14 protein-coding genes and 1 pseudogene are annotated in these 18,795 nt (G+C 54.6%); all 15 read left to right on the top strand.

Going from position 1 to position 18,795, the window contains the following annotated elements; all coding sequences use genetic code 11:
* Positions 1 to 82 precede the first annotated feature (82 nt).
* Positions 83 to 841: a (2E,6E)-farnesyl-diphosphate-specific ditrans,polycis-undecaprenyl-diphosphate synthase gene (gene ispU / locus NI40_RS03890; protein ID WP_024907522.1), complete on the top strand. Its 759-nt coding sequence runs from the start codon at positions 83 to 85 to the stop codon at positions 839 to 841.
* A 12-nt stretch (positions 842 to 853) separates the two neighbouring features.
* Positions 854 to 1,711 carry a phosphatidate cytidylyltransferase gene (gene cdsA / locus NI40_RS03895; RefSeq protein ID WP_023310457.1) on the top strand — a complete coding sequence of 286 codons (858 nt, stop codon included), beginning with the start codon at positions 854 to 856 and terminating at the stop codon, positions 1,709 to 1,711.
* An 11-nt stretch (positions 1,712 to 1,722) separates the two neighbouring features.
* Complete coding sequence (rseP, locus tag NI40_RS03900; RefSeq protein ID WP_023310458.1) at positions 1,723 to 3,075, top strand: sigma E protease regulator RseP; 1,353 nt, start codon at positions 1,723 to 1,725, stop codon at positions 3,073 to 3,075.
* Positions 3,076 to 3,104: 29 nt separating this feature from the next.
* Positions 3,105 to 5,522 carry an outer membrane protein assembly factor BamA gene (gene bamA, locus NI40_RS03905; protein ID WP_033144673.1) on the top strand — a complete coding sequence of 806 codons (2,418 nt, stop codon included), beginning with the start codon at positions 3,105 to 3,107 and terminating at the stop codon, positions 5,520 to 5,522.
* Between the two features lie 122 nt (positions 5,523 to 5,644).
* Complete coding sequence (gene skp, locus NI40_RS03910; protein ID WP_032644135.1) at positions 5,645 to 6,139, top strand: molecular chaperone Skp; 495 nt, start codon at positions 5,645 to 5,647, stop codon at positions 6,137 to 6,139.
* Between the two features lie 3 nt (positions 6,140 to 6,142).
* Positions 6,143 to 7,168 (top strand): UDP-3-O-(3-hydroxymyristoyl)glucosamine N-acyltransferase, encoded by a 1,026-nt coding sequence (gene lpxD / locus NI40_RS03915; protein ID WP_032644136.1) that lies wholly within the window; start codon positions 6,143 to 6,145, stop codon positions 7,166 to 7,168.
* 102 nt (positions 7,169 to 7,270) lie between these two features.
* Positions 7,271 to 7,727 (top strand): annotated as a pseudogene (gene fabZ / locus NI40_RS03920) (3-hydroxyacyl-ACP dehydratase FabZ).
* 3 nt (positions 7,728 to 7,730) lie between these two features.
* Positions 7,731 to 8,519, top strand: coding sequence for an acyl-ACP--UDP-N-acetylglucosamine O-acyltransferase (lpxA, locus tag NI40_RS03925; protein WP_023310462.1), 789 nt, complete (start codon positions 7,731 to 7,733; stop codon positions 8,517 to 8,519).
* Positions 8,519 to 9,667, top strand: a complete 1,149-nt coding sequence (gene lpxB / locus NI40_RS03930; RefSeq protein ID WP_023334578.1) for a lipid-A-disaccharide synthase — start codon at positions 8,519 to 8,521, stop codon at positions 9,665 to 9,667. The genes lpxA and lpxB overlap by 1 nt, the downstream gene beginning before the upstream one ends.
* Positions 9,664 to 10,260 (top strand): ribonuclease HII, encoded by a 597-nt coding sequence (gene rnhB / locus NI40_RS03935; protein ID WP_024907528.1) that lies wholly within the window; start codon positions 9,664 to 9,666, stop codon positions 10,258 to 10,260. Before lpxB ends, rnhB begins: the two co-directional genes overlap by 4 nt.
* Positions 10,261 to 10,298: 38 nt before the next feature.
* Complete coding sequence (gene dnaE, locus NI40_RS03940) at positions 10,299 to 13,781, top strand: DNA polymerase III subunit alpha (RefSeq protein WP_033144674.1); 3,483 nt, start codon at positions 10,299 to 10,301, stop codon at positions 13,779 to 13,781.
* 12 nt (positions 13,782 to 13,793) lie between these two features.
* A complete protein-coding gene (gene accA / locus NI40_RS03945; protein WP_023310466.1) occupies positions 13,794 to 14,753 on the top strand; it encodes an acetyl-CoA carboxylase carboxyl transferase subunit alpha in 960 nt (319 codons plus the stop codon).
* A 100-nt stretch (positions 14,754 to 14,853) separates the two neighbouring features.
* Positions 14,854 to 16,986, top strand: a complete 2,133-nt coding sequence (locus tag NI40_RS03950) for a lysine decarboxylase LdcC (RefSeq protein ID WP_039260581.1) — start codon at positions 14,854 to 14,856, stop codon at positions 16,984 to 16,986.
* A 65-nt stretch (positions 16,987 to 17,051) separates the two neighbouring features.
* Positions 17,052 to 17,441 carry a VOC family protein gene (locus tag NI40_RS03955; RefSeq protein WP_023334583.1) on the top strand — a complete coding sequence of 130 codons (390 nt, stop codon included), beginning with the start codon at positions 17,052 to 17,054 and terminating at the stop codon, positions 17,439 to 17,441.
* 58 nt (positions 17,442 to 17,499) lie between these two features.
* The gene (tilS, locus tag NI40_RS03960) at positions 17,500 to 18,789 is read left to right on the top strand and encodes a tRNA lysidine(34) synthetase TilS (protein ID WP_039260578.1); all 1,290 of its coding nucleotides are present in this window, start codon (positions 17,500 to 17,502) and stop codon (positions 18,787 to 18,789) included.
* The last annotated feature ends 6 nt before the right edge of the window (positions 18,790 to 18,795 follow it).

Below are 18,795 nucleotides of genomic sequence, written 5' to 3' on the forward strand. Positions count from 1 at the left end.
GTGGTTTGACACGGCTTTTTTATGTATAGGCTTCAGTATTCCTGAGTACCGTTAAATCCTTTTCAGGGACAAAAAACGCGTTATGTTGTCTGCGAATCAACCAATAAGCGAAAATTTGCCAGCTCATGGCTGCCGTCATGTAGCAATCATTATGGATGGCAATGGCCGCTGGGCGAAAAGACAAGGGAAGATACGAGCCTTTGGGCATAAAGCGGGGGCGAAATCCGTTCGCCGCGCCGTTTCTTTTGCCGCCAACAACGGCATTGATGCGTTAACGCTCTATGCTTTTAGCAGTGAAAACTGGAATCGACCTCTGCAGGAAGTGACTGCGTTGATGGAATTGTTTGTGTGGGCGCTAGACAGCGAAGTAAAAAGCCTGCACCGCCACAACGTCCGCCTGCGTATCATTGGCGATACCAGTCGTTTTAACTCACGTTTGCAGGAACGGATCCGCAAAGCTGAAGCGCTGACGGAAAATAATACCGGTTTGACGCTGAATATTGCGGCGAATTACGGCGGACGCTGGGATATTATCCAGGGCGTTCGGCATCTGGCCGAACAGGTTCAGGAAGGGCTGTTGAGACCCGACCAAATTGATGAAGAGGCGCTGAGCAAGCAAATCTGCATGAATGAACAGGCACCTGTGGATTTGGTAATTAGGACAGGGGGGGAACATCGCATAAGTAACTTTTTGATATGGCAAATTGCCTATGCCGAACTTTACTTTACGGATGTTCTTTGGCCCGATTTTGATGAACAAGACTTTGAAGGTGCGCTGCATGCCTTTGCCAATCGAGAGCGTCGTTTCGGCGGCACCGAGCCTGGTGGCGACAAAGCCTGATGGGGGTAGCTTTTGCTGAAGTATCGCCTGATTTCCGCTTTTGTATTAATACCCATTGTCATTGCGGCGCTGTTTTTACTGCCCCCGGTGGGATTCGCTATTGTCACGCTGGTGGTGTGCATGCTCGCCGCGTGGGAATGGGGACAGTTTAGCGGCTTTACCTCGCGCACTCAGCGAGTATGGCTTGCGGTACTTTGTGGCTTTATCCTGGCCATAATGCTGTTTACGTTGCCTGAATATCACCATGATATTCATCAGCCCCTGGTTGCCGGTTCCTTGTGGATATCGCTGGCCTGGTGGGTTGCCGCGCTGTTGCTGGTTCTTTTTTATCCGGGTTCCGCGGCATTGTGGCGTAATTCAAAAGTGCTGCGACTGATTTTTGGCTTGCTCACAATTATTCCTTTTTTCTGGGGTATGGTTGCGCTGCGAGCCTGGCACTACGACGAAAACCACTACAGCGGTGCGATCTGGCTGCTTTATGTGATGATTCTGGTCTGGGGGGCTGACTCCGGGGCCTATATGTTTGGTAAACTGTTTGGCAAACATAAGCTGGCACCGAAGGTTTCTCCGGGCAAAACCTGGCAAGGATTCATCGGCGGCCTGTTTACGGCAGCGATCATCTCCTGGGGCTACGGCGTCTGGGCGAATCTTGAAGTGGCACCGTCAATACTGCTGGTGTGCTCGATTTTTGCTGCGCTTGCCTCCGTGCTCGGTGATTTAACCGAAAGTATGTTTAAGCGTGAAGCAGGGATTAAGGACAGCGGACACCTGATTCCAGGGCATGGCGGTATACTGGATCGCATTGATAGCCTGACAGCGGCTGTTCCAGTGTTTGCGTGTTTGCTTTTACTGGTATTCGGGACGATTTAACGGAAGGTTTTATGCTGAGCATTCTCTGGAATCTGGCGGCGTTCATTGTTGCACTGGGTGTACTGATTACCGTGCATGAATTTGGCCATTTCTGGGTTGCTCGCCGCTGTGGCGTGCGCGTTGAGCGATTTTCCATCGGTTTTGGTAAATCACTCTGGACGCGCACCGACCGCCACGGCACGGAATTTGTCATCGCCCTTATCCCGCTGGGCGGCTACGTCAAAATGCTCGACGAACGCGTCGAGCCTGTTGCTCCTGAGCTGCGACACAGCGCATTCAACAATAAAACCGTTGGACAACGCGCCGCCATCATTGCTGCCGGACCGGTAGCCAACTTCATCTTTGCGATTTTCGCTTACTGGCTGGTGTTTATCATCGGCGTCCCTGGCGTACGTCCGGTGGTGGGTGAAATTGCCCCCAATTCCATCGCGGCGAGTGCGCAAATTACATCCGGGATGGAACTTAAAGCGATTGATGGCATCGAAACCCCTGATTGGGATGCCGTGCGACTGCAGCTGGTAGCCAAAATCGGCGATCCGCAGACCACCATCAGCGTATCGCCGTTTGGTTCAGATACGCGTCAGGACAAAGTACTCGATTTACGTCACTGGCGTTTCGAGCCAGACAAAGAGGATCCCGTCGCTGCGCTGGGCATTCGTCCACGCGGCGCGCAGATTGAGCCGGTATTAGCCGAAGTACAGGCAAATTCGGCGGCGAGCAAAGCGGGTTTGCAAGCGGGCGACAGGATCGTTAAAGTCGATGGTCAACCATTAACAGAGTGGATGACCTTTGTTACTCTGGTGCGCGATAATCCGGGAACGTCTCTCGCGCTGGAAGTTGAAAGGCAGGGCAGTCCGCTTTCGCTGACGCTGATCCCGGATACGAAGTCGGTCGGCAAAAAGGCAGAAGGGTTTGCAGGCGTTGTGCCAAAAGTGATCCCGCTGCCAGATGAGTACAAGACAATACGCCAGTATGGGCCGTTCAGCGCCATCCTTGAAGCCACGGATAAAACATGGCAACTGATGAAGCTGACGGTCAACATGTTGGGGAAATTGATAACCGGTGATGTGAAACTGAACAACCTCAGTGGGCCAATTTCGATTGCTCAGGGGGCTGGGATGTCAGCGGAATTCGGGGTGATTTACTATCTCATGTTCCTCGCGCTCATTAGCGTGAACCTTGGGATAATCAACCTGTTCCCGCTTCCCGTTTTAGACGGGGGTCATCTGCTGTTTTTGGCGATTGAAAAGCTAAAAGGCGGACCGGTATCCGAGCGAGTTCAAGACTTTAGTTATCGCATTGGCTCGATTTTGCTGGTGCTGTTAATGGGGCTTGCACTTTTCAATGATTTCTCTCGGTTGTAAGAGAGTGTTAGGAAGAACGCATAATAACGATGGCGATGAAAAAGTTGCTCATAGCGTCGCTGCTGTTTAGCAGCGCCACCGTATACGGTGCTGACGGGTTCGTAGTGAAAGACATTCATTTCGAAGGCCTCCAGCGTGTCGCCGTTGGTGCGGCCCTCCTCAGTATGCCTGTACGCCCCGGCGATACGGTTAATGATGATGATATCAGTAACACCATCCGTGCTCTGTTTGCCACCGGCAACTTTGAGGACGTCCGCGTCCTGCGCGATGGTGATACGCTGCTGGTACAGGTAAAAGAACGTCCGACGATCGCCAGTATCACTTTCTCCGGTAACAAGTCGGTGAAAGATGACATGCTCAAGCAGAACCTTGAAGCATCTGGTGTTCGTGTGGGTGAGTCCCTGGACCGCACAACCCTTTCAGACATTGAAAAAGGTCTGGAAGACTTCTACTACAGCGTCGGTAAATACAGCGCCAGCGTGAAAGCGGTTGTCACTCCGCTGCCGCGTAACCGTGTTGACCTGAAGCTGGTCTTCCAGGAAGGTGTTTCTGCGAAGATCCAGCAGATCAACATTGTCGGCAACCACGCGTTCAGCACCGACGAACTGATCTCCACCTTCCAGCTGCGCGATGAAGTGCCATGGTGGAACGTGGTGGGCGATCGCAAATACCAGAAACAGAAACTGGCGGGCGATCTTGAAACCCTGCGCAGCTACTATCTCGATCGTGGCTATGCGCGTTTCAACATCGACTCGACTCAGGTCAGTCTGACTCCGGACAAGAAAGGTATCTACATTACGGTTAACATCACTGAAGGCGAGCAGTACAAGCTTTCTGGCGTTGAAGTGAGTGGTAACCTGGCGGGGCATTCTGCTGAAATCGAATCGCTGACCAAAATTCAGCCGGGCGATCTGTATAGCGGTTCCAAGGTAACCAAAATGGAAGACAGCATTAAGAAGCTGCTCGGCCGCTACGGTTATGCCTATCCGCGCGTACAGACTCAGCCGGAAATCAATGACGCGGATAAAACCGTTAAGCTGCACGTGAATGTTGATGCGGGCAACCGTTTCTATGTGCGTAAGATCCGCTTCGTTGGTAACGACACCTCCAAAGATTCCGTTCTGCGCCGCGAAATGCGTCAGATGGAAGGCGCATGGTTGGGAAGCGACCTCGTTGATCAGGGTAAAGAGCGTCTTAACCGTCTGGGCTATTTTGAAACGGTGGATACCGATACCCAGCGCGTACCGGGCAGCCCGGATCAGGTTGATGTCGTTTATAAAGTGAAAGAGCGCAACACCGGTAGCTTCAACTTTGGTGTGGGTTACGGTACTGAAAGCGGCGTCAGCTTCCAGGTCGGCGTGCAGCAGGATAACTGGCTGGGTACGGGTTACTCTGTCGGTATTAATGGCACCAAAAACGACTACCAGACCTACTCTGAGTTCTCTGTGACTAACCCATACTTCACCGTTGACGGTGTAAGCCTGGGCGGTCGTATCTTCTATAACGACTTTAAAGCAGACGACGCGGACCTGTCTTCTTACACCAACAAGAGTTACGGTGTCGACGGTACGCTTGGCTTCCCGGTTAACGAATACAACACCCTGCGTGCAGGCTTGGGTTACGTGCATAACGACCTGTCCAACATGCAACCGCAGGTGGCGATGTGGCGTTATCTGGACTCTATCGGCCAGTCAACCAGTAAAAATGGTAATGACAATGGCTTCGCGGCGGATGACTTCACCTTTAACTACGGCTGGACCTATAACCGTCTCGACCGTGGTTACTTCCCAACGGAAGGTTCTCGCGTCAACCTGAACGGTAAAGTTACCGTGCCGGGTTCCGATAACGAGTTCTATAAGGTCACGCTGGATACCGCGTCCTACTTCCCGATCGATGACGATCATAAGTGGGTGGTTCTGGGTCGTACCCGTTGGGGCTATGGCGATGGTCTGGGTAGCAAAGAACTGCCGTTCTATGAAAACTTCTATGCGGGTGGCTCCAGCACCGTTCGTGGTTTCCAGTCCAACAACATTGGTCCGAAAGCGGTTTACTACGGCGGAAACGACAAAGATAACTGTGATAAGTCTTCCTCGTCAGAAGTCTGTAGCTCCAATGACGCGGTGGGCGGTAACGCCATGGCCGTTGCCAGCCTGGAGTTCATCACGCCAACGCCGTTTATCAGTGATAAATACGCGAACTCGGTCCGTACGTCCTTCTTCTGGGATGCCGGTACCGTGTGGGATACCAACTGGCAGAATACTGCCCAGATGCGCGCAGAAGGCATTCCTGACTACAGCGATCCGAGCAATATTCGCATGTCTGCCGGTATCGCATTACAATGGATGTCACCGCTGGGGCCGTTGGTCTTCTCCTACGCCCAGCCGTTTAAGAAATATGATGGAGACAAAGCGGAGCAATTCCAGTTTAACATTGGTAAAACCTGGTAATAATCCGCTGCAAAGGAATGCGTTGGCAGTGTAGCGCTGACAACTGGCGATCGGTAACACGGTCGCCTTGCCACGCAAAGAACGGTACCTTCTGGTGCCAATGGGATGGTAAGGAGTTAATTGTGAAAAAGTGGTTATTAGCTGCAGGTCTCGGTTTAGCGATGGCAACTTCTGCTCAGGCAGCAGACAAAATTGCAATCGTCAACATGGGTAATTTGTTCCAGCAGGTTGCACAGAAAACGGGTGTTTCTGCGACTCTGGAAAACGAATTCAAAGGCCGTGCAAGCGAACTGCAGGGTATGGAAAACGATCTTCAGTCCAAAATGCAGCGTCTGCAGCGTGATGGTTCTACCATGAAAGCAAGCGACCGCAGCAAGCTGGAAAAAGACGTAATGGCTCAGCGCCAGACGTTCTCCCAGAAAGCGCAGGCTTTCGAGCAGGATCGTCAGCGTCGTTCTAACGAAGAACGCGGCAAGCTGGTAACTCGCATTCAGACTGCTGTTAAAGCAGTGGCTGCCGATCAGAGTATCGATCTGGTTGTAGATGCGAACGCCGTTGCTTATAACAGCAAAGATGTTAAAGACATCACTGCTGATGTTCTGAAACAGGTTAAATAAGTAATGCCTTCAATTCGACTGGCTGATTTAGCTCAGCAGTTGGATGCAGAATTACACGGTGATGGCGATATCGTCATCACCGCTGTTGCGTCCATGCAATCTGCTAAAGCTGGCACGATTACCTTCATGGTAAGCCCTAAGTACCGTGAGCAACTGGCTCAATGCCAGGCGTCAGCTGTTGTACTGACGCAGGACGATCTTCCATTTGCCACTGTAAGCGCGCTGGTAGTGAAAAACCCCTACCTGACGTATGCACGCATGGCTCAAATTCTTGATACCACGCCGCAGCCGGCCCAGAACATTGCGGCCAGTGCAGCGATTGATGCGACGGCCAGGCTTGGTAACAACGTCGCCGTTGGCGCGAATGCAGTTATCGAATCCGGCGTTGTGCTGGGCGATAACGTCGTCATTGGCCCGGGCTGCTTCGTTGGGAAAAATACGAAAATCGGCGCCGGAACCCGTTTATGGGCCAATGTGTCCGTTTATCATGATGTTGAAATTGGCGAAAATTGCCTCGTCCAGTCCAGCACCGTTATTGGTTCTGATGGCTTTGGTTACGCTAACGATCGTGGTAACTGGGTTAAGATCCCGCAGCTTGGTCGCGTTATTATTGGCGATCGCGTAGAGATCGGCGCCTGTACCACCATTGACCGTGGCGCGCTTGACGACACGATCATTGGCAATGGTGTTATCATCGATAACCAGTGCCAGATTGCGCATAACGTTGTGATTGGCGACAATACCGCGGTTGCGGGTGGCGTCATCATGGCAGGCAGCCTGAAAATTGGCCGTTATTGCATGATTGGCGGCGCGAGCGTGATTAATGGCCATATGGAAATATGCGACAAGGTGACTGTGACGGGAATGGGCATGGTAATGCGTCCTATCACTGAACCTGGCGTCTATTCCTCAGGTATTCCGCTACAACCCAACAAGGTATGGCGTAAAACAGCAGCTCTGGTGATGAACATTGATGATATGAGCAAGCGCCTCAAGTCTCTTGAGCGTAAGATCGATCAACAAGATTAAGCGTCATCCGTTGAACGCTATTTTTCCCGGCCTGTCGGCTTTCTAATAAACCGGCAGGCCGTGTTATTATTGTTATCAGTACATTTTGACAGGAAGAGTATTTTGACTACTGACACTCATACTCTGCATATTGAAGAGATTTTAGAACTTCTGCCGCACCGCTACCCGTTTCTGCTGGTAGACCGTGTGCTGGATTTTGAAGAAGGTCGTTTTCTGCGCGCAGTGAAAAATGTTTCCGTGAACGAGCCGTTTTTCCAGGGACACTTCCCTGGTAAGCCTATCTTCCCGGGTGTGTTGATTCTGGAAGCGATGGCTCAGGCTACCGGTATTCTGGCGTTTAAAAGCGTCGGCAAACTGGAGCCAGGTGAGCTGTATTACTTCGCGGGTATTGATGAAGCGCGCTTTAAAGCGCCCTGTCGTGCCTGGTGATCAGATGATCATGGAAGTCACTTTACTTTTTTGCGCAGCAGGCCTGACTCGCTTCAAAGGCGTAGCGCTGGTTGACGGCAAAGTTGTTTGCGAAGCGACGATGATGTGTGCTCGTAGCCGGGAGTCCTGATACGTGATTGATAAATCCGCCTTTATTCATCCTACCGCTATTGTGGAAACCGGTGCCATCATTGGCGCTAACGTCCACATAGGCCCGTTTTGTATTGTTGGACCCCATGTCGAAATTGGTGAGGGTACAGTACTGAAATCTCACGTTGTCGTGAATGGTCACACGACCATTGGCTGCAATAACGAGATCTATCAGTTCGCTTCCATCGGCGAAGTTAACCAGGATCTGAAATATGCTGGTGAGTCGACCCGTCTGGAAATTGGCGATCGTAACCGTATTCGCGAAAGCGTCACTATTCATCGTGGAACAGTACAGGGTGGTGGGTTGACGAAGGTGGGCAGCGATAACCTGTTTATGGTTAATGCGCACATCGCGCACGACTGTACCGTGGGTGACCGCTGTATTCTTGCCAACAACGCAACGCTGGCAGGGCACGTATCGGTTGATGACTTCGCAATTATTGGCGGCATGACCGCAGTCCATCAGTTCTGCATCATTGGTGCGCACGTGATGGTTGGCGGATGCTCCGGTGTGGCGCAGGACGTCCCACCGTATGTGATTGCGCAGGGCAACCATGCCACGCCGTTTGGCGTGAACATCGAAGGCCTCAAGCGTCGTGGTTTTAGTCGCGAAGCGATTACTGCCATCCGCAACGCGTACAAACTGCTGTACCGTAGCGGTAAAACGCTGGAAGAGGCGAAGCCGGAAATTGCCGAGCTGGCGAATAAGCACCCGGAAGTGAACGCGTTCATGGAATTCTTTGACCGTTCAACAAGGGGTCTGATTCGTTAATGGTTGACAGTCGTCCGCTTACGATAGCCCTGGTCGCCGGAGAAACCTCCGGCGATATTCTTGGTGCCGGTCTCATTCGCGCGCTTAAGGCGCGTGTACCCAATGCTCGCTTTGTCGGCGTTGCTGGCCCGCTGATGCAGGCCGAAGGCTGTGAAGCCTGGTATGAAATGGAAGAACTCGCCGTGATGGGCATCGTTGAGGTGCTGGGACGGCTACGCCGTTTGCTGCACATCCGCGCCGATCTCACCCGCCGTTTTACTGAACTCAAACCCGATGTGTTTGTCGGTATCGATGCGCCTGATTTCAACATTACCCTCGAAGGGAATCTGAAAAAGCAGGGTATCAAAACGATTCACTACGTCAGTCCGTCCGTCTGGGCGTGGCGACAGAAACGCGTTTTCAAAATCGGACGGTCCACCAACCTGGTGCTGGCTTTCCTGCCTTTCGAAAAAGCGTTTTACGACAGATTTAATGTTCCGTGCCGTTTTATCGGTCATACCATGGCGGATGCGATGCCATTGGATCCGGATAAAAACGCGGCGCGCGACGCGCTGGGCATCCCGCATGATGTGCACTGTCTGGCACTGCTGCCAGGCAGCCGTGGTGCAGAAGTTGAGATGCTGAGCGCCGATTTCCTCAAAACAGCGCAAATTCTTCGCCAGACCTATCCGGATCTTGAAGTGGTTGTTCCGCTGGTAAATGCGAAACGCCGTGAGCAGTTTGAGCGCATCAAAGCGGAAGTCGCCCCGGATCTTCACGTCCGTCTTCTGGACGGGAAAGGGCGGGAAGCGATGTATGCGAGCGATGCCGCGCTGCTGGCCTCCGGCACGGCGGCGCTGGAATGCATGCTGGCGAAATGCCCGATGGTGGTCGGTTATCGCATGAAGCCGTTCACTTTCTGGCTGGCAAAACGTCTGGTTAAAACGGATTATGTCTCCCTGCCAAACCTGCTTGCCGGGCGCGAGCTGGTGAAAGAGCTGCTGCAGGATGAGTGCCAGCCGCAGGCGCTTGCCGATGCACTGCTGCCGCTGCTCGCGAACGGCAAGACCAGCCACCAGATGCACGATACCTTCCGCGAACTGCATCAACTGATCCGCTGTAATGCTGATGAGCAAGCGGCTGATGCGGTGCTGGAGTTAGCAAAATGATGGAATTTGTTTATCCTCACACTCGCCTTGTGGCGGGCGTGGACGAAGTGGGTCGTGGCCCGTTGGTCGGGGCTGTGGTGACTGCCGCGGTGATCCTCGATCCGGCTCGCCCGATTATCGGGCTGAACGACTCAAAAAAATTGTCTGAAAAACGCCGTCTGGCGCTGTTCAGTGAGATTCAGGAGAAGGCGCTGGCCTGGAGCCTGGGGCGCGCTGAACCGCATGAAATAGACGAGCTGAATATTTTGCATGCCACGATGCTGGCGATGCAGCGTGCGGTAGCAGGTCTGAAAATTTCCCCGGAATATGTCCTGATTGACGGCAACCGCTGTCCGGCATTGCCCATGCCTTCAATGGCGGTCGTCAAAGGCGATAGTCGGGTCGCAGAAATTAGCGCCGCTTCTATCATTGCCAAAGTGACGCGCGACGCCGAAATGGCCGCGCTGGACCTCACTTATCCTCAGTATGGTTTCGCCCAGCATAAGGGTTATCCCACACCTTTCCATCTGGAAAGGCTGGCTGAACATGGCGCAACCGAACATCACCGGCGCAGTTTTGGCCCGGTGAAACGCGCGCTGGGACGGGTGTCCTGAATCAATACGCAAGCAATTAAGTAACGCGGAATCTGAAGATGGCTGAACCACGTTTCGTACACCTGCGGGTGCATAGCGACTACTCCATGATCGATGGGCTGGCGAAGACCGGGCCGCTGGTAAAAAAGGCGGCCTCCCTTGGCATGCCCGCGCTGGCGATCACCGATTTTACCAACCTGTGTGGCCTGGTGAAGTTCTACGGAACGGCGCACGGTGCGGGAATGAAGCCTATCGTCGGCGCAGATTTTCATGTCCAGAGCGATCTCGTCGGCGATGAAATGACGCAAATCTCCGTGCTGGCGATGAACAACACGGGCTATCAAAACCTCACTCTGCTTATCTCAAAAGCCTATCAGCGCGGATATGGTGCGCTGGGCCCGTGGATCGACAGGGACTGGCTGGCTGAGCTGAACGAAGGGCTGCTGCTGATCTCTGGCGGCCGTATGGGCGATGTCGGTAAATGTCTGCTGCGCGGCAATAGCGCGCTGGTGGATCAGTGCGTCTCGTTCTATGAGGAGTATTTCCCGGATCGTTATTATCTGGAGTTGATCCGCACCGGTCGCCAGGACGAAGAGAGCTATCTCCATGCGGCGGTCGCACTTGCGGAAGAACGCGGGCTGCCCGTCGTCGCGACAAACGATGTACGCTTCCTCGAGCCGGGAGATTTTGACGCTCACGAAATTCGCGTGGCGATCCACGATGGCTTCACGCTCGACGATCCGAAACGGCCGCGTAATTACTCCGCTCAACAGTACATGCGCAGCGAGGAGGAGATGTGTGAACTCTTCTCCGATATCCCCGAAGCGCTGGAAAACAGCGTAGAGATCGCCAGGCGCTGTAACGTTACCGTCCGCCTCGGCGAATACTTCCTGCCGCAGTTCCCGACGGGTGACATGACCACGGAAGATTTCCTGGTCGTGAAATCAAAGGAAGGTCTGGAAGAGCGTCTGGAATTCCTGTTCCCGGATGAGGCCGTTCGCAAAGAGAAGCGGCCGCCGTACGATGAGCGCCTGGATATTGAACTCCAGGTCATCAACCAGATGGGCTTCCCGGGCTACTTCCTGATCGTAATGGAGTTTATCCAGTGGTCAAAGGATAACGGCGTACCGGTCGGACCGGGGCGTGGCTCCGGTGCGGGATCGCTTGTGGCCTATGCGCTTAAAATTACCGACCTCGATCCGCTGGAATTCGACCTGCTGTTCGAACGTTTCCTTAACCCGGAACGTGTTTCCATGCCCGACTTTGACGTCGACTTCTGCATGGAGAAACGCGACCAGGTGATCGAGCACGTTGCCGATATGTACGGCCGTGATGCGGTATCGCAGATTATTACGTTCGGTACGATGGCGGCGAAAGCGGTTATCCGCGACGTCGGCCGCGTGCTGGGCCACCCGTACGGGTTTGTCGATCGTATTTCGAAGCTGGTGCCGCCCGATCCGGGCATGACGCTGGCAAAAGCGTTTGAAGCCGAACCTCAGCTGCCGGAAATCTACGAAGCTGACGAAGAAGTGAAAGCGCTGATCGACATGGCGCGCAAGCTGGAAGGCGTCACGCGTAACGCCGGCAAGCATGCGGGGGGCGTGGTTATCGCCCCGACCAAAATTACCGACTTCGCGCCGCTCTACTGCGATGAAGCGGGTGAGCACCCGGTTACTCAGTTTGATAAGAACGACGTAGAATACGCCGGGCTGGTGAAGTTTGACTTCCTCGGCCTGCGTACGCTGACGATCATCGACTGGGCGCTGAAGATGATCAACCCGCGCCGGGAAAAGCAGGGCCTTGAGCCGATAGACATTGCCGCCATCCCGCTCGATGACAAGAAAAGTTTCGACATGCTGCAGCGCTCGGAGACGACAGCCGTCTTCCAGCTTGAATCCCGCGGCATGAAAGATCTGATTAAACGCCTGCAGCCCGACTGCTTCGAAGATATGATCGCACTGGTCGCCCTGTTCCGTCCGGGCCCACTGCAGTCAGGGATGGTAGATAACTTTATCGACCGTAAGCACGGTCGCGAAGAGATTTCTTACCCGGACGTTCAGTGGCAGCATGAAAGCCTGAAGCCGGTGCTGGAGCCAACCTACGGCATTATCCTGTATCAGGAACAGGTCATGCAGATTGCTCAGGTGCTTTCCGGCTATACGCTCGGCGGCGCGGACATGCTGCGTCGCGCGATGGGTAAGAAAAAGCCGGAAGAGATGGCCAAGCAGCGTTCCATCTTTGAAGACGGGGCGAAGAAAAACGGCGTTGACGGCGAGCTGGCGATGAAAATCTTCGACCTGGTGGAGAAATTCGCCGGGTACGGATTTAACAAATCCCACTCCGCCGCCTATGCTTTGGTGTCGTATCAAACGCTGTGGCTAAAAGCGCACTATCCTGCTGAATTTATGGCGGCGGTAATGACGGCCGATATGGACAACACCGAGAAGGTGGTTGGCCTGGTGGACGAGTGCTGGCGCATGGGCCTTAAGATCCTGCCGCCGGATATTAACTCAGGGCTCTACCACTTCCACGTCAACGACGACGGAGAGATCGTTTACGGGATCGGCGCGATCAAAGGCGTGGGCGAAGGTCCGATCGAGGCGATCATCGAAGCGCGTAACAACGGCGGGTATTTCCGCGAGCTGTTCGATCTTTGCGCCCGTACCGACACCAAAAAACTGAACCGTCGCGTGCTGGAAAAACTGATCATGTCAGGCGCGTTTGACAGGCTGGGGCCGCACCGCGCCGCGCTGATGAATTCCCTCGGCGACGCGCTGAAAGCGGCGGATCAGCATGCAAAAGCGGAAGCCATTGGTCAGGCGGATATGTTCGGGGTGCTGGCGGAAGAGCCAGAGCAGATCGAGCAATCTTATTCCAACTGCCAGCCGTGGCCAGAACAGGTGGTACTGGATGGGGAGCGTGAGACGTTAGGCTTGTACCTGACGGGGCACCCGATCAACCAGTACATCAAAGAAATTGAGCGCTATGTCGGTGGCCACAGGCTTAAAGATATGCATCCGACAGAACGTGGTAAAATCACCACGGCTGCGGGGCTCGTGATTGCCGCAAGGGTTATGGTCACCAAGCGCGGCAATCGTATCGGCATCTGTACGCTGGATGACCGTTCCGGGCGTCTGGAGGTGATGTTGTTCACCGACGCGCTGGATAAATACCAGCAATTGCTGGAAAAAGACCGCATACTTATCGTCAGCGGACAGGTCAGCTTTGATGACTTCAGTGGGGGGCTTAAAATGACCGCCCGCGAAGTGATGGACATTGACGAAGCCCGGGAAAAATATGCTCGCGGGCTTGCTATCTCGCTGACGGACAGGCAAATTGATGACCAGCTTTTAAACCGACTCCGTCAGTCTCTGGAACCCCACCGCTCGGGGACAATTCCAGTACATCTCTACTATCAGAGGGCGGATGCACGTGCGCGGTTGCGCTTTGGTGCAACGTGGCGTGTCTCTCCGAGCGATCGTTTACTGAACGATCTCCGTGGCCTCATTGGTTCGGAGCAGGTGGAACTGGAGTTTGACTAATACAGGAATACTATGAGTCTGAATTTCCTTGATTTCGAACAGCCGATTGCTGAGCTGGAAGCGAAAATCGATTCTCTGACAGCGGTAAGCCGTCAGGATGAAAAACTGGATATTAACATCGACGAAGAAGTGCATCGTCTGCGCGAGAAAAGCGTAGAGCTGACGCGCAAAATCTTTGCCGATCTCGGCGCATGGCAGGTGGCCCAGCTGGCCCGCCATCCACAGCGTCCGTACACCCTGGATTATGTCCGCCTGGCGTTTGACGAATTTGACGAACTGGCAGGCGATCGCGCATACGCTGACGATAAAGCTATCGTTGGCGGTATCGCGCGTCTGGACGGACGCCCGGTGATGATCATTGGTCATCAGAAAGGTCGTGAAACCAAAGAGAAAATCCGTCGTAATTTCGGTATGCCAGCACCAGAAGGCTACCGTAAAGCCCTGCGTCTGATGGAGATGGCTGAGCGTTTCAACATGCCAATCATCACCTTCATCGACACCCCGGGTGCATACCCTGGCGTGGGCGCGGAAGAGCGCGGTCAGTCTGAAGCTATCGCGCGCAACCTGCGCGAGATGTCTCGTCTGAAGGTGCCGGTCATCTGTACCGTTATCGGTGAGGGTGGTTCCGGCGGTGCGCTGGCGATTGGCGTGGGCGATAAAGTGAATATGCTGCAGTACAGCACCTATTCCGTTATCTCCCCGGAAGGCTGTGCGTCCATTCTGTGGAAAAGCGCCGACAAAGCGCCGCTGGCTGCAGAGGCAATGGGCATCATTGCGCCACGCCTGAAAGAGCTGAAGCTGATCGACTCCATCATTCCGGAACCGCTGGGTGGTGCGCATCGTAAGCCGGAAGTAATGGCGGCTTCTCTGAAAGCGCAGCTGCTGGCTGACCTGGCAGATCTGGACGTGCTGAGCAAAGACGATTTGCTCAACCGCCGTTACCAGCGTCTGATGACCTACGGTTACGCGTAAGCTTCACAATTATCTGAAAAGCCGCACAATGTTGCGGCTTTTTTTATACCTGCGGTTTAGCCGGACTATGCTTAGCTAATGTTTTTTAAGGAGGAAGCCCATGAATATCATTGCCATTATGGGGCCACACGGCGTCTTCTATAAAGACGAGCCCATCAAGGAGCTTGAGCAAGCCCTGCAGTCGCGCGGGTATCAGCTAATCTGGCCGCACAACAGCGCCGACCTGCTGAAGTTCATCGAGCATAACTCGCGTATCTGCGGCGTGATCTTCGACTGGGACGAATACGATCTCGAACTGTGCAGCGACATCAACAAGCTGAACGAATACCTCCCGCTGTACGCGTTTATCAATACCCACTCAACCATGGACGTCAGCGCCAATGATATGCGTATGGCGCTGTGGTTCTTTGAATATTCCCTCGGCGTGGCGGAAGATATTGCGACCCGCATTCAGCAATACACGAATGAATATCTCGATAACATCACTCCGCCCTTTACCCGCGCGCTCTTCACCTACGTGAAGGAGGGCAAATATACCTTCTGTACGCCAGGTCATATGGCGGGAACGGCCTATCAAAAAAGCCCGGTGGGCTGCCTGTTCTATGATTTCTTCGGTGGCTACACGCTGAAAGCGGACGTGTCGATTTCAGTCACCGAACTAGGCTCCCTGCTGGATCACACCGGCCCGCATCTTGAAGCCGAAGAGTATATCGCCCGCACCTTTGGCGCCGAGCAGAGCTATATGGTGACCAACGGCACGTCGACCTCGAACAAAATCGTCGGGATGTACGCTGCGCCTGCTGGCAGCACCTTGCTGATTGACCGTAACTGCCATAAATCGTTGGCGCACCTGCTGATGATGAGCGACGTCGTACCGCTCTGGCTCTCGCCCACGCGTAACGCGCTCGGTATTCTTGGCGGCATTCCGCGCCGGGAGTTCACCCACGAAGCCATTGAAAGTAAGGTCGCGGCAATTCCGGGCGCAAGCTGGCCTGTCCATGCGGTGATCACCAACTCGACCTACGACGGTCTGCTGTACAACACGAACTGGATCAAAAAGACGCTGGACGTGCCGTCGATCCACTTCGATTCCGCATGGGTGCCATACACTAATTTCCACCCGATTTACGCCGGTAAAAGCGGCATGAGCGGTGAACGGGTGCCGGGTAAAGTGTTCTTCGAAACGCAGTCGACGCATAAAATGCTGGCGGCGTTTTCCCAGGCTTCGCTTATTCACATCAAAGGCGAGTACGACGAAGACACGTTCAACGAAGCCTTTATGATGCACACCACCACCTCGCCGAGCTATCCGCTGGTAGCCTCCATAGAAACGGCCGCAGCGATGCTGCGCGGCAATCCGGGCAAACGACTCATCAACCGTTCGGTAGAACGCGCGCTGCATTTCCGCAAAGAGGTTCAGCGGCTGAAAGATGAAGCCGACGGCTGGTTCTTTGATATCTGGCAGCCGGAAGAGATTGATGAAGCAGAATGCTGGCCCGTCTCGCCCGGAGAAGACTGGCATGGCTTCCGGGATGCCGATAGCGACCATATGTTCCTCGACCCGGTAAAAGTGACGATCCTGACGCCGGGCATGGATGAGCAGGGCAAGATGAGCGATGAAGGTATTCCGGCCGCGCTGGTCGCGAAATTCCTTGATGAACGTGGCGTGGTGGTGGAGAAAACCGGTCCCTATAACCTGCTGTTCCTGTTCAGCATCGGAATCGACAAAACCCGCGCGATGGGGCTGTTGCGCGGCCTGATGGAGTTTAAGCGGGCCTACGATCTCAACCTGCGGGTGAAGAACATGCTGCCGGATCTCTACGCGGAGGATCCTGACTTCTATCGAAATATGCGCATTCAGGATCTGGCCCAGGGGATCCACAGGCTGATCCGTCAGCACGAGCTGCCGCGTCTGATGCTTCAGGCGTTCGATGTCTTACCGGAGATGAAGTTTACCCCGCACAAGGCATGGCAGCGCCAGGTGAAAGGGGAGGTCGAAACCGTCGAGCTGGAAAACCTGGTCGGGCGCGTATCGGCTAACATGATCCTGCCTTACCCGCCGGGCGTTCCGCTCCTGATGCCGGGAGAGATGATTACCGAAGAGAGTCGGGCGGTGCTCGATTTCCTGCTGATGCTCTGTTCGGTAGGACGCCACTATCCCGGTTTTGAGACGGATATCCACGGTGCGAAGCGCGACGAGAGCGGCGTTTACTGGGTGCGAGTCCTAAAATAAGGGGGACCGCTTGCCAGGCGTGGGTTTTCGGTTGTAACGTTCAGGCATCATAAAAAGGAGAAGCTATGCTGGGTTTAAAAGCTGTTCATCATATTGCGATCATTGCGACCGATTACGCGAAAAGTAAGGCCTTCTACTGCGACATCCTGGGCTTTACGCTCATGAGCGAGGCCTACCGCGAGGAGCGCGACTCCTGGAAGGGCGACCTGGCGTTAAACGGGCAATATGTGATTGAGCTGTTCTCTTTTCCTTTTCCACCTGCGCGTCCGTCCCGCCCGGAAGCCTGCGGCCTGCGTCATCTCGCCTTTAGCGTTGATGACCTGGATAGCGCAGTAAAACATCTGGAGGCGCACGGCGTGACGTGCGAAGCGATACGCGTCGATCCGTTCACCGACAAGCGTTTTACCTTTTTCAACGATCCGGACGGCCTGCCGCTGGAGCTTTATCAGCAGTAATGGTTGTCCTGTGTGATAATGCCCGCTCAGTTCGGGCATTTTTTATGTGTAATCTCCTATGACCTTACCCGCTATCGCACAAGCCGTTTCACCGTACCGCCAGCTGCTGGTGGGGTTTAGCGGTGGCCTGGATTCTACCGTGTTGCTGCATCGCCTTAAGCTTTGGCGCGATCGAGAACCTGACGTCCAGCTTCGGGCGATGCATATTCACCACGGATTAAGTCCTCACGCAGAGGCGTGGGTGGTGCACTGTGAAGCCTTGTGTGCGGCCTGGGCGATCCCGCTCATCGCTGAGCGAGTGACGCTTGCGAAGGAAGGACTGGGCATCGAGGCGCAGGCGCGGAAAGCCCGCTATGCCGCATTTGCCGGGGCATTACGTCCTGGAGAAGCGCTGGTCACGGCCCAGCATCTGGACGATCAGTGTGAAACCTTTCTGCTAGCCCTTAAGCGGGGCAGCGGCCCGGCGGGACTTTCTGCCATGCCGACGCGTTCTGAATTTGCCGGCACAACGTTACTGCGTCCGCTGCTTGGCGAGACGCGTGCCTCACTGGAAGCCTGGGCGCGAGAACATCAGCTGAACTGGATCGAAGATGAGAGTAACCAGGATGACGGCTATGACCGTAACTTCCTGCGTCTGCGCGTCCTCCCGCTTTTAGGCGAACGCTGGCCGCATTTCGCCGACGCGACGGCAAGAAGCGCCATGCTGTGCGCCGAACAGGAATCGTTGCTGGATGAACTGTTGAGCGACGAGCTGGCTGCACTCATTTCTGCCGACGGGGCGTTGGCGATCGCACCGATGAAAGCGATGAGCCCGGTACGTCGCGCCGCGCTGTTACGGCGCTGGCTGGCCTTTCATCGCGCTGCGATGCCGTCGCGGACAATGCTGAGCCGCATCTGGGACGAAGTCGCACTGGCGCGGGATGATGCTTCCCCGTGCGTCCACCTGAACGGTTTTGAGGTGAGACGCTATAAAGAGGAGCTCTGGTGGATAAAATCCATGCCCTCGCTGACCGATGTGGTGCTCGACTGGTTTTCTCCTGACACGCCCCTGATATTGCCCTGTGAGGCAGGACGCGTCTCTCTCCTGTCGTCTGGTCATGTGCGGCTGCCGAAGCCCGATGAACCGGTCACCGTGCGCTTTAAGGCTGGCGGCATGCTGCATATCGTCGGGCGCAACGGGGGACGGAAGCTGAAGAAAATATGGCAGGAGTGTAACGTGCCGCCGTGGCTGCGCGACACCACGCCGCTACTCTTCTACGGAGAAACGCTTATCGCTGCGGCAGGGATGTTCATCACGGAAGAGGGGTGGTCAGAAGAGGGTGTCCGTTTTGAGTGGCAGAAAGCGTAACGGGCA

The organism is Enterobacter sp. E20 (assembly GCF_000801755.2).
GTDB lineage: Bacteria > Pseudomonadota > Gammaproteobacteria > Enterobacterales > Enterobacteriaceae > Enterobacter > Enterobacter asburiae_B.

What these genes read in the sequence shown, in the direction of transcription:
- ispU (WP_024907522.1), top strand. Translation starts at nt 83, where the DNA reads ATGTTGTCTGCGAATCAACCAATAAGCGAAAATTTGCCAGCTCATGGC.
- rseP (WP_023310458.1), top strand. Translation starts at nt 1,723, where the DNA reads ATGCTGAGCATTCTCTGGAATCTGGCGGCGTTCATTGTTGCACTGGGT.
- bamA (WP_033144673.1), top strand. Translation starts at nt 3,105, where the DNA reads ATGGCGATGAAAAAGTTGCTCATAGCGTCGCTGCTGTTTAGCAGCGCC.
- lpxD (WP_032644136.1), top strand. Translation starts at nt 6,143, where the DNA reads ATGCCTTCAATTCGACTGGCTGATTTAGCTCAGCAGTTGGATGCAGAA.
- lpxB (WP_023334578.1), top strand. Translation starts at nt 8,519, where the DNA reads ATGGTTGACAGTCGTCCGCTTACGATAGCCCTGGTCGCCGGAGAAACC.
- rnhB (WP_024907528.1), top strand. Translation starts at nt 9,664, where the DNA reads ATGATGGAATTTGTTTATCCTCACACTCGCCTTGTGGCGGGCGTGGAC.
- dnaE (WP_033144674.1), top strand. Translation starts at nt 10,299, where the DNA reads ATGGCTGAACCACGTTTCGTACACCTGCGGGTGCATAGCGACTACTCC.
- accA (WP_023310466.1), top strand. Translation starts at nt 13,794, where the DNA reads ATGAGTCTGAATTTCCTTGATTTCGAACAGCCGATTGCTGAGCTGGAA.
- NI40_RS03950 (WP_039260581.1), top strand. Translation starts at nt 14,854, where the DNA reads ATGAATATCATTGCCATTATGGGGCCACACGGCGTCTTCTATAAAGAC.
- NI40_RS03955 (WP_023334583.1), top strand. Translation starts at nt 17,052, where the DNA reads ATGCTGGGTTTAAAAGCTGTTCATCATATTGCGATCATTGCGACCGAT.
- tilS (WP_039260578.1), top strand. Translation starts at nt 17,500, where the DNA reads ATGACCTTACCCGCTATCGCACAAGCCGTTTCACCGTACCGCCAGCTG.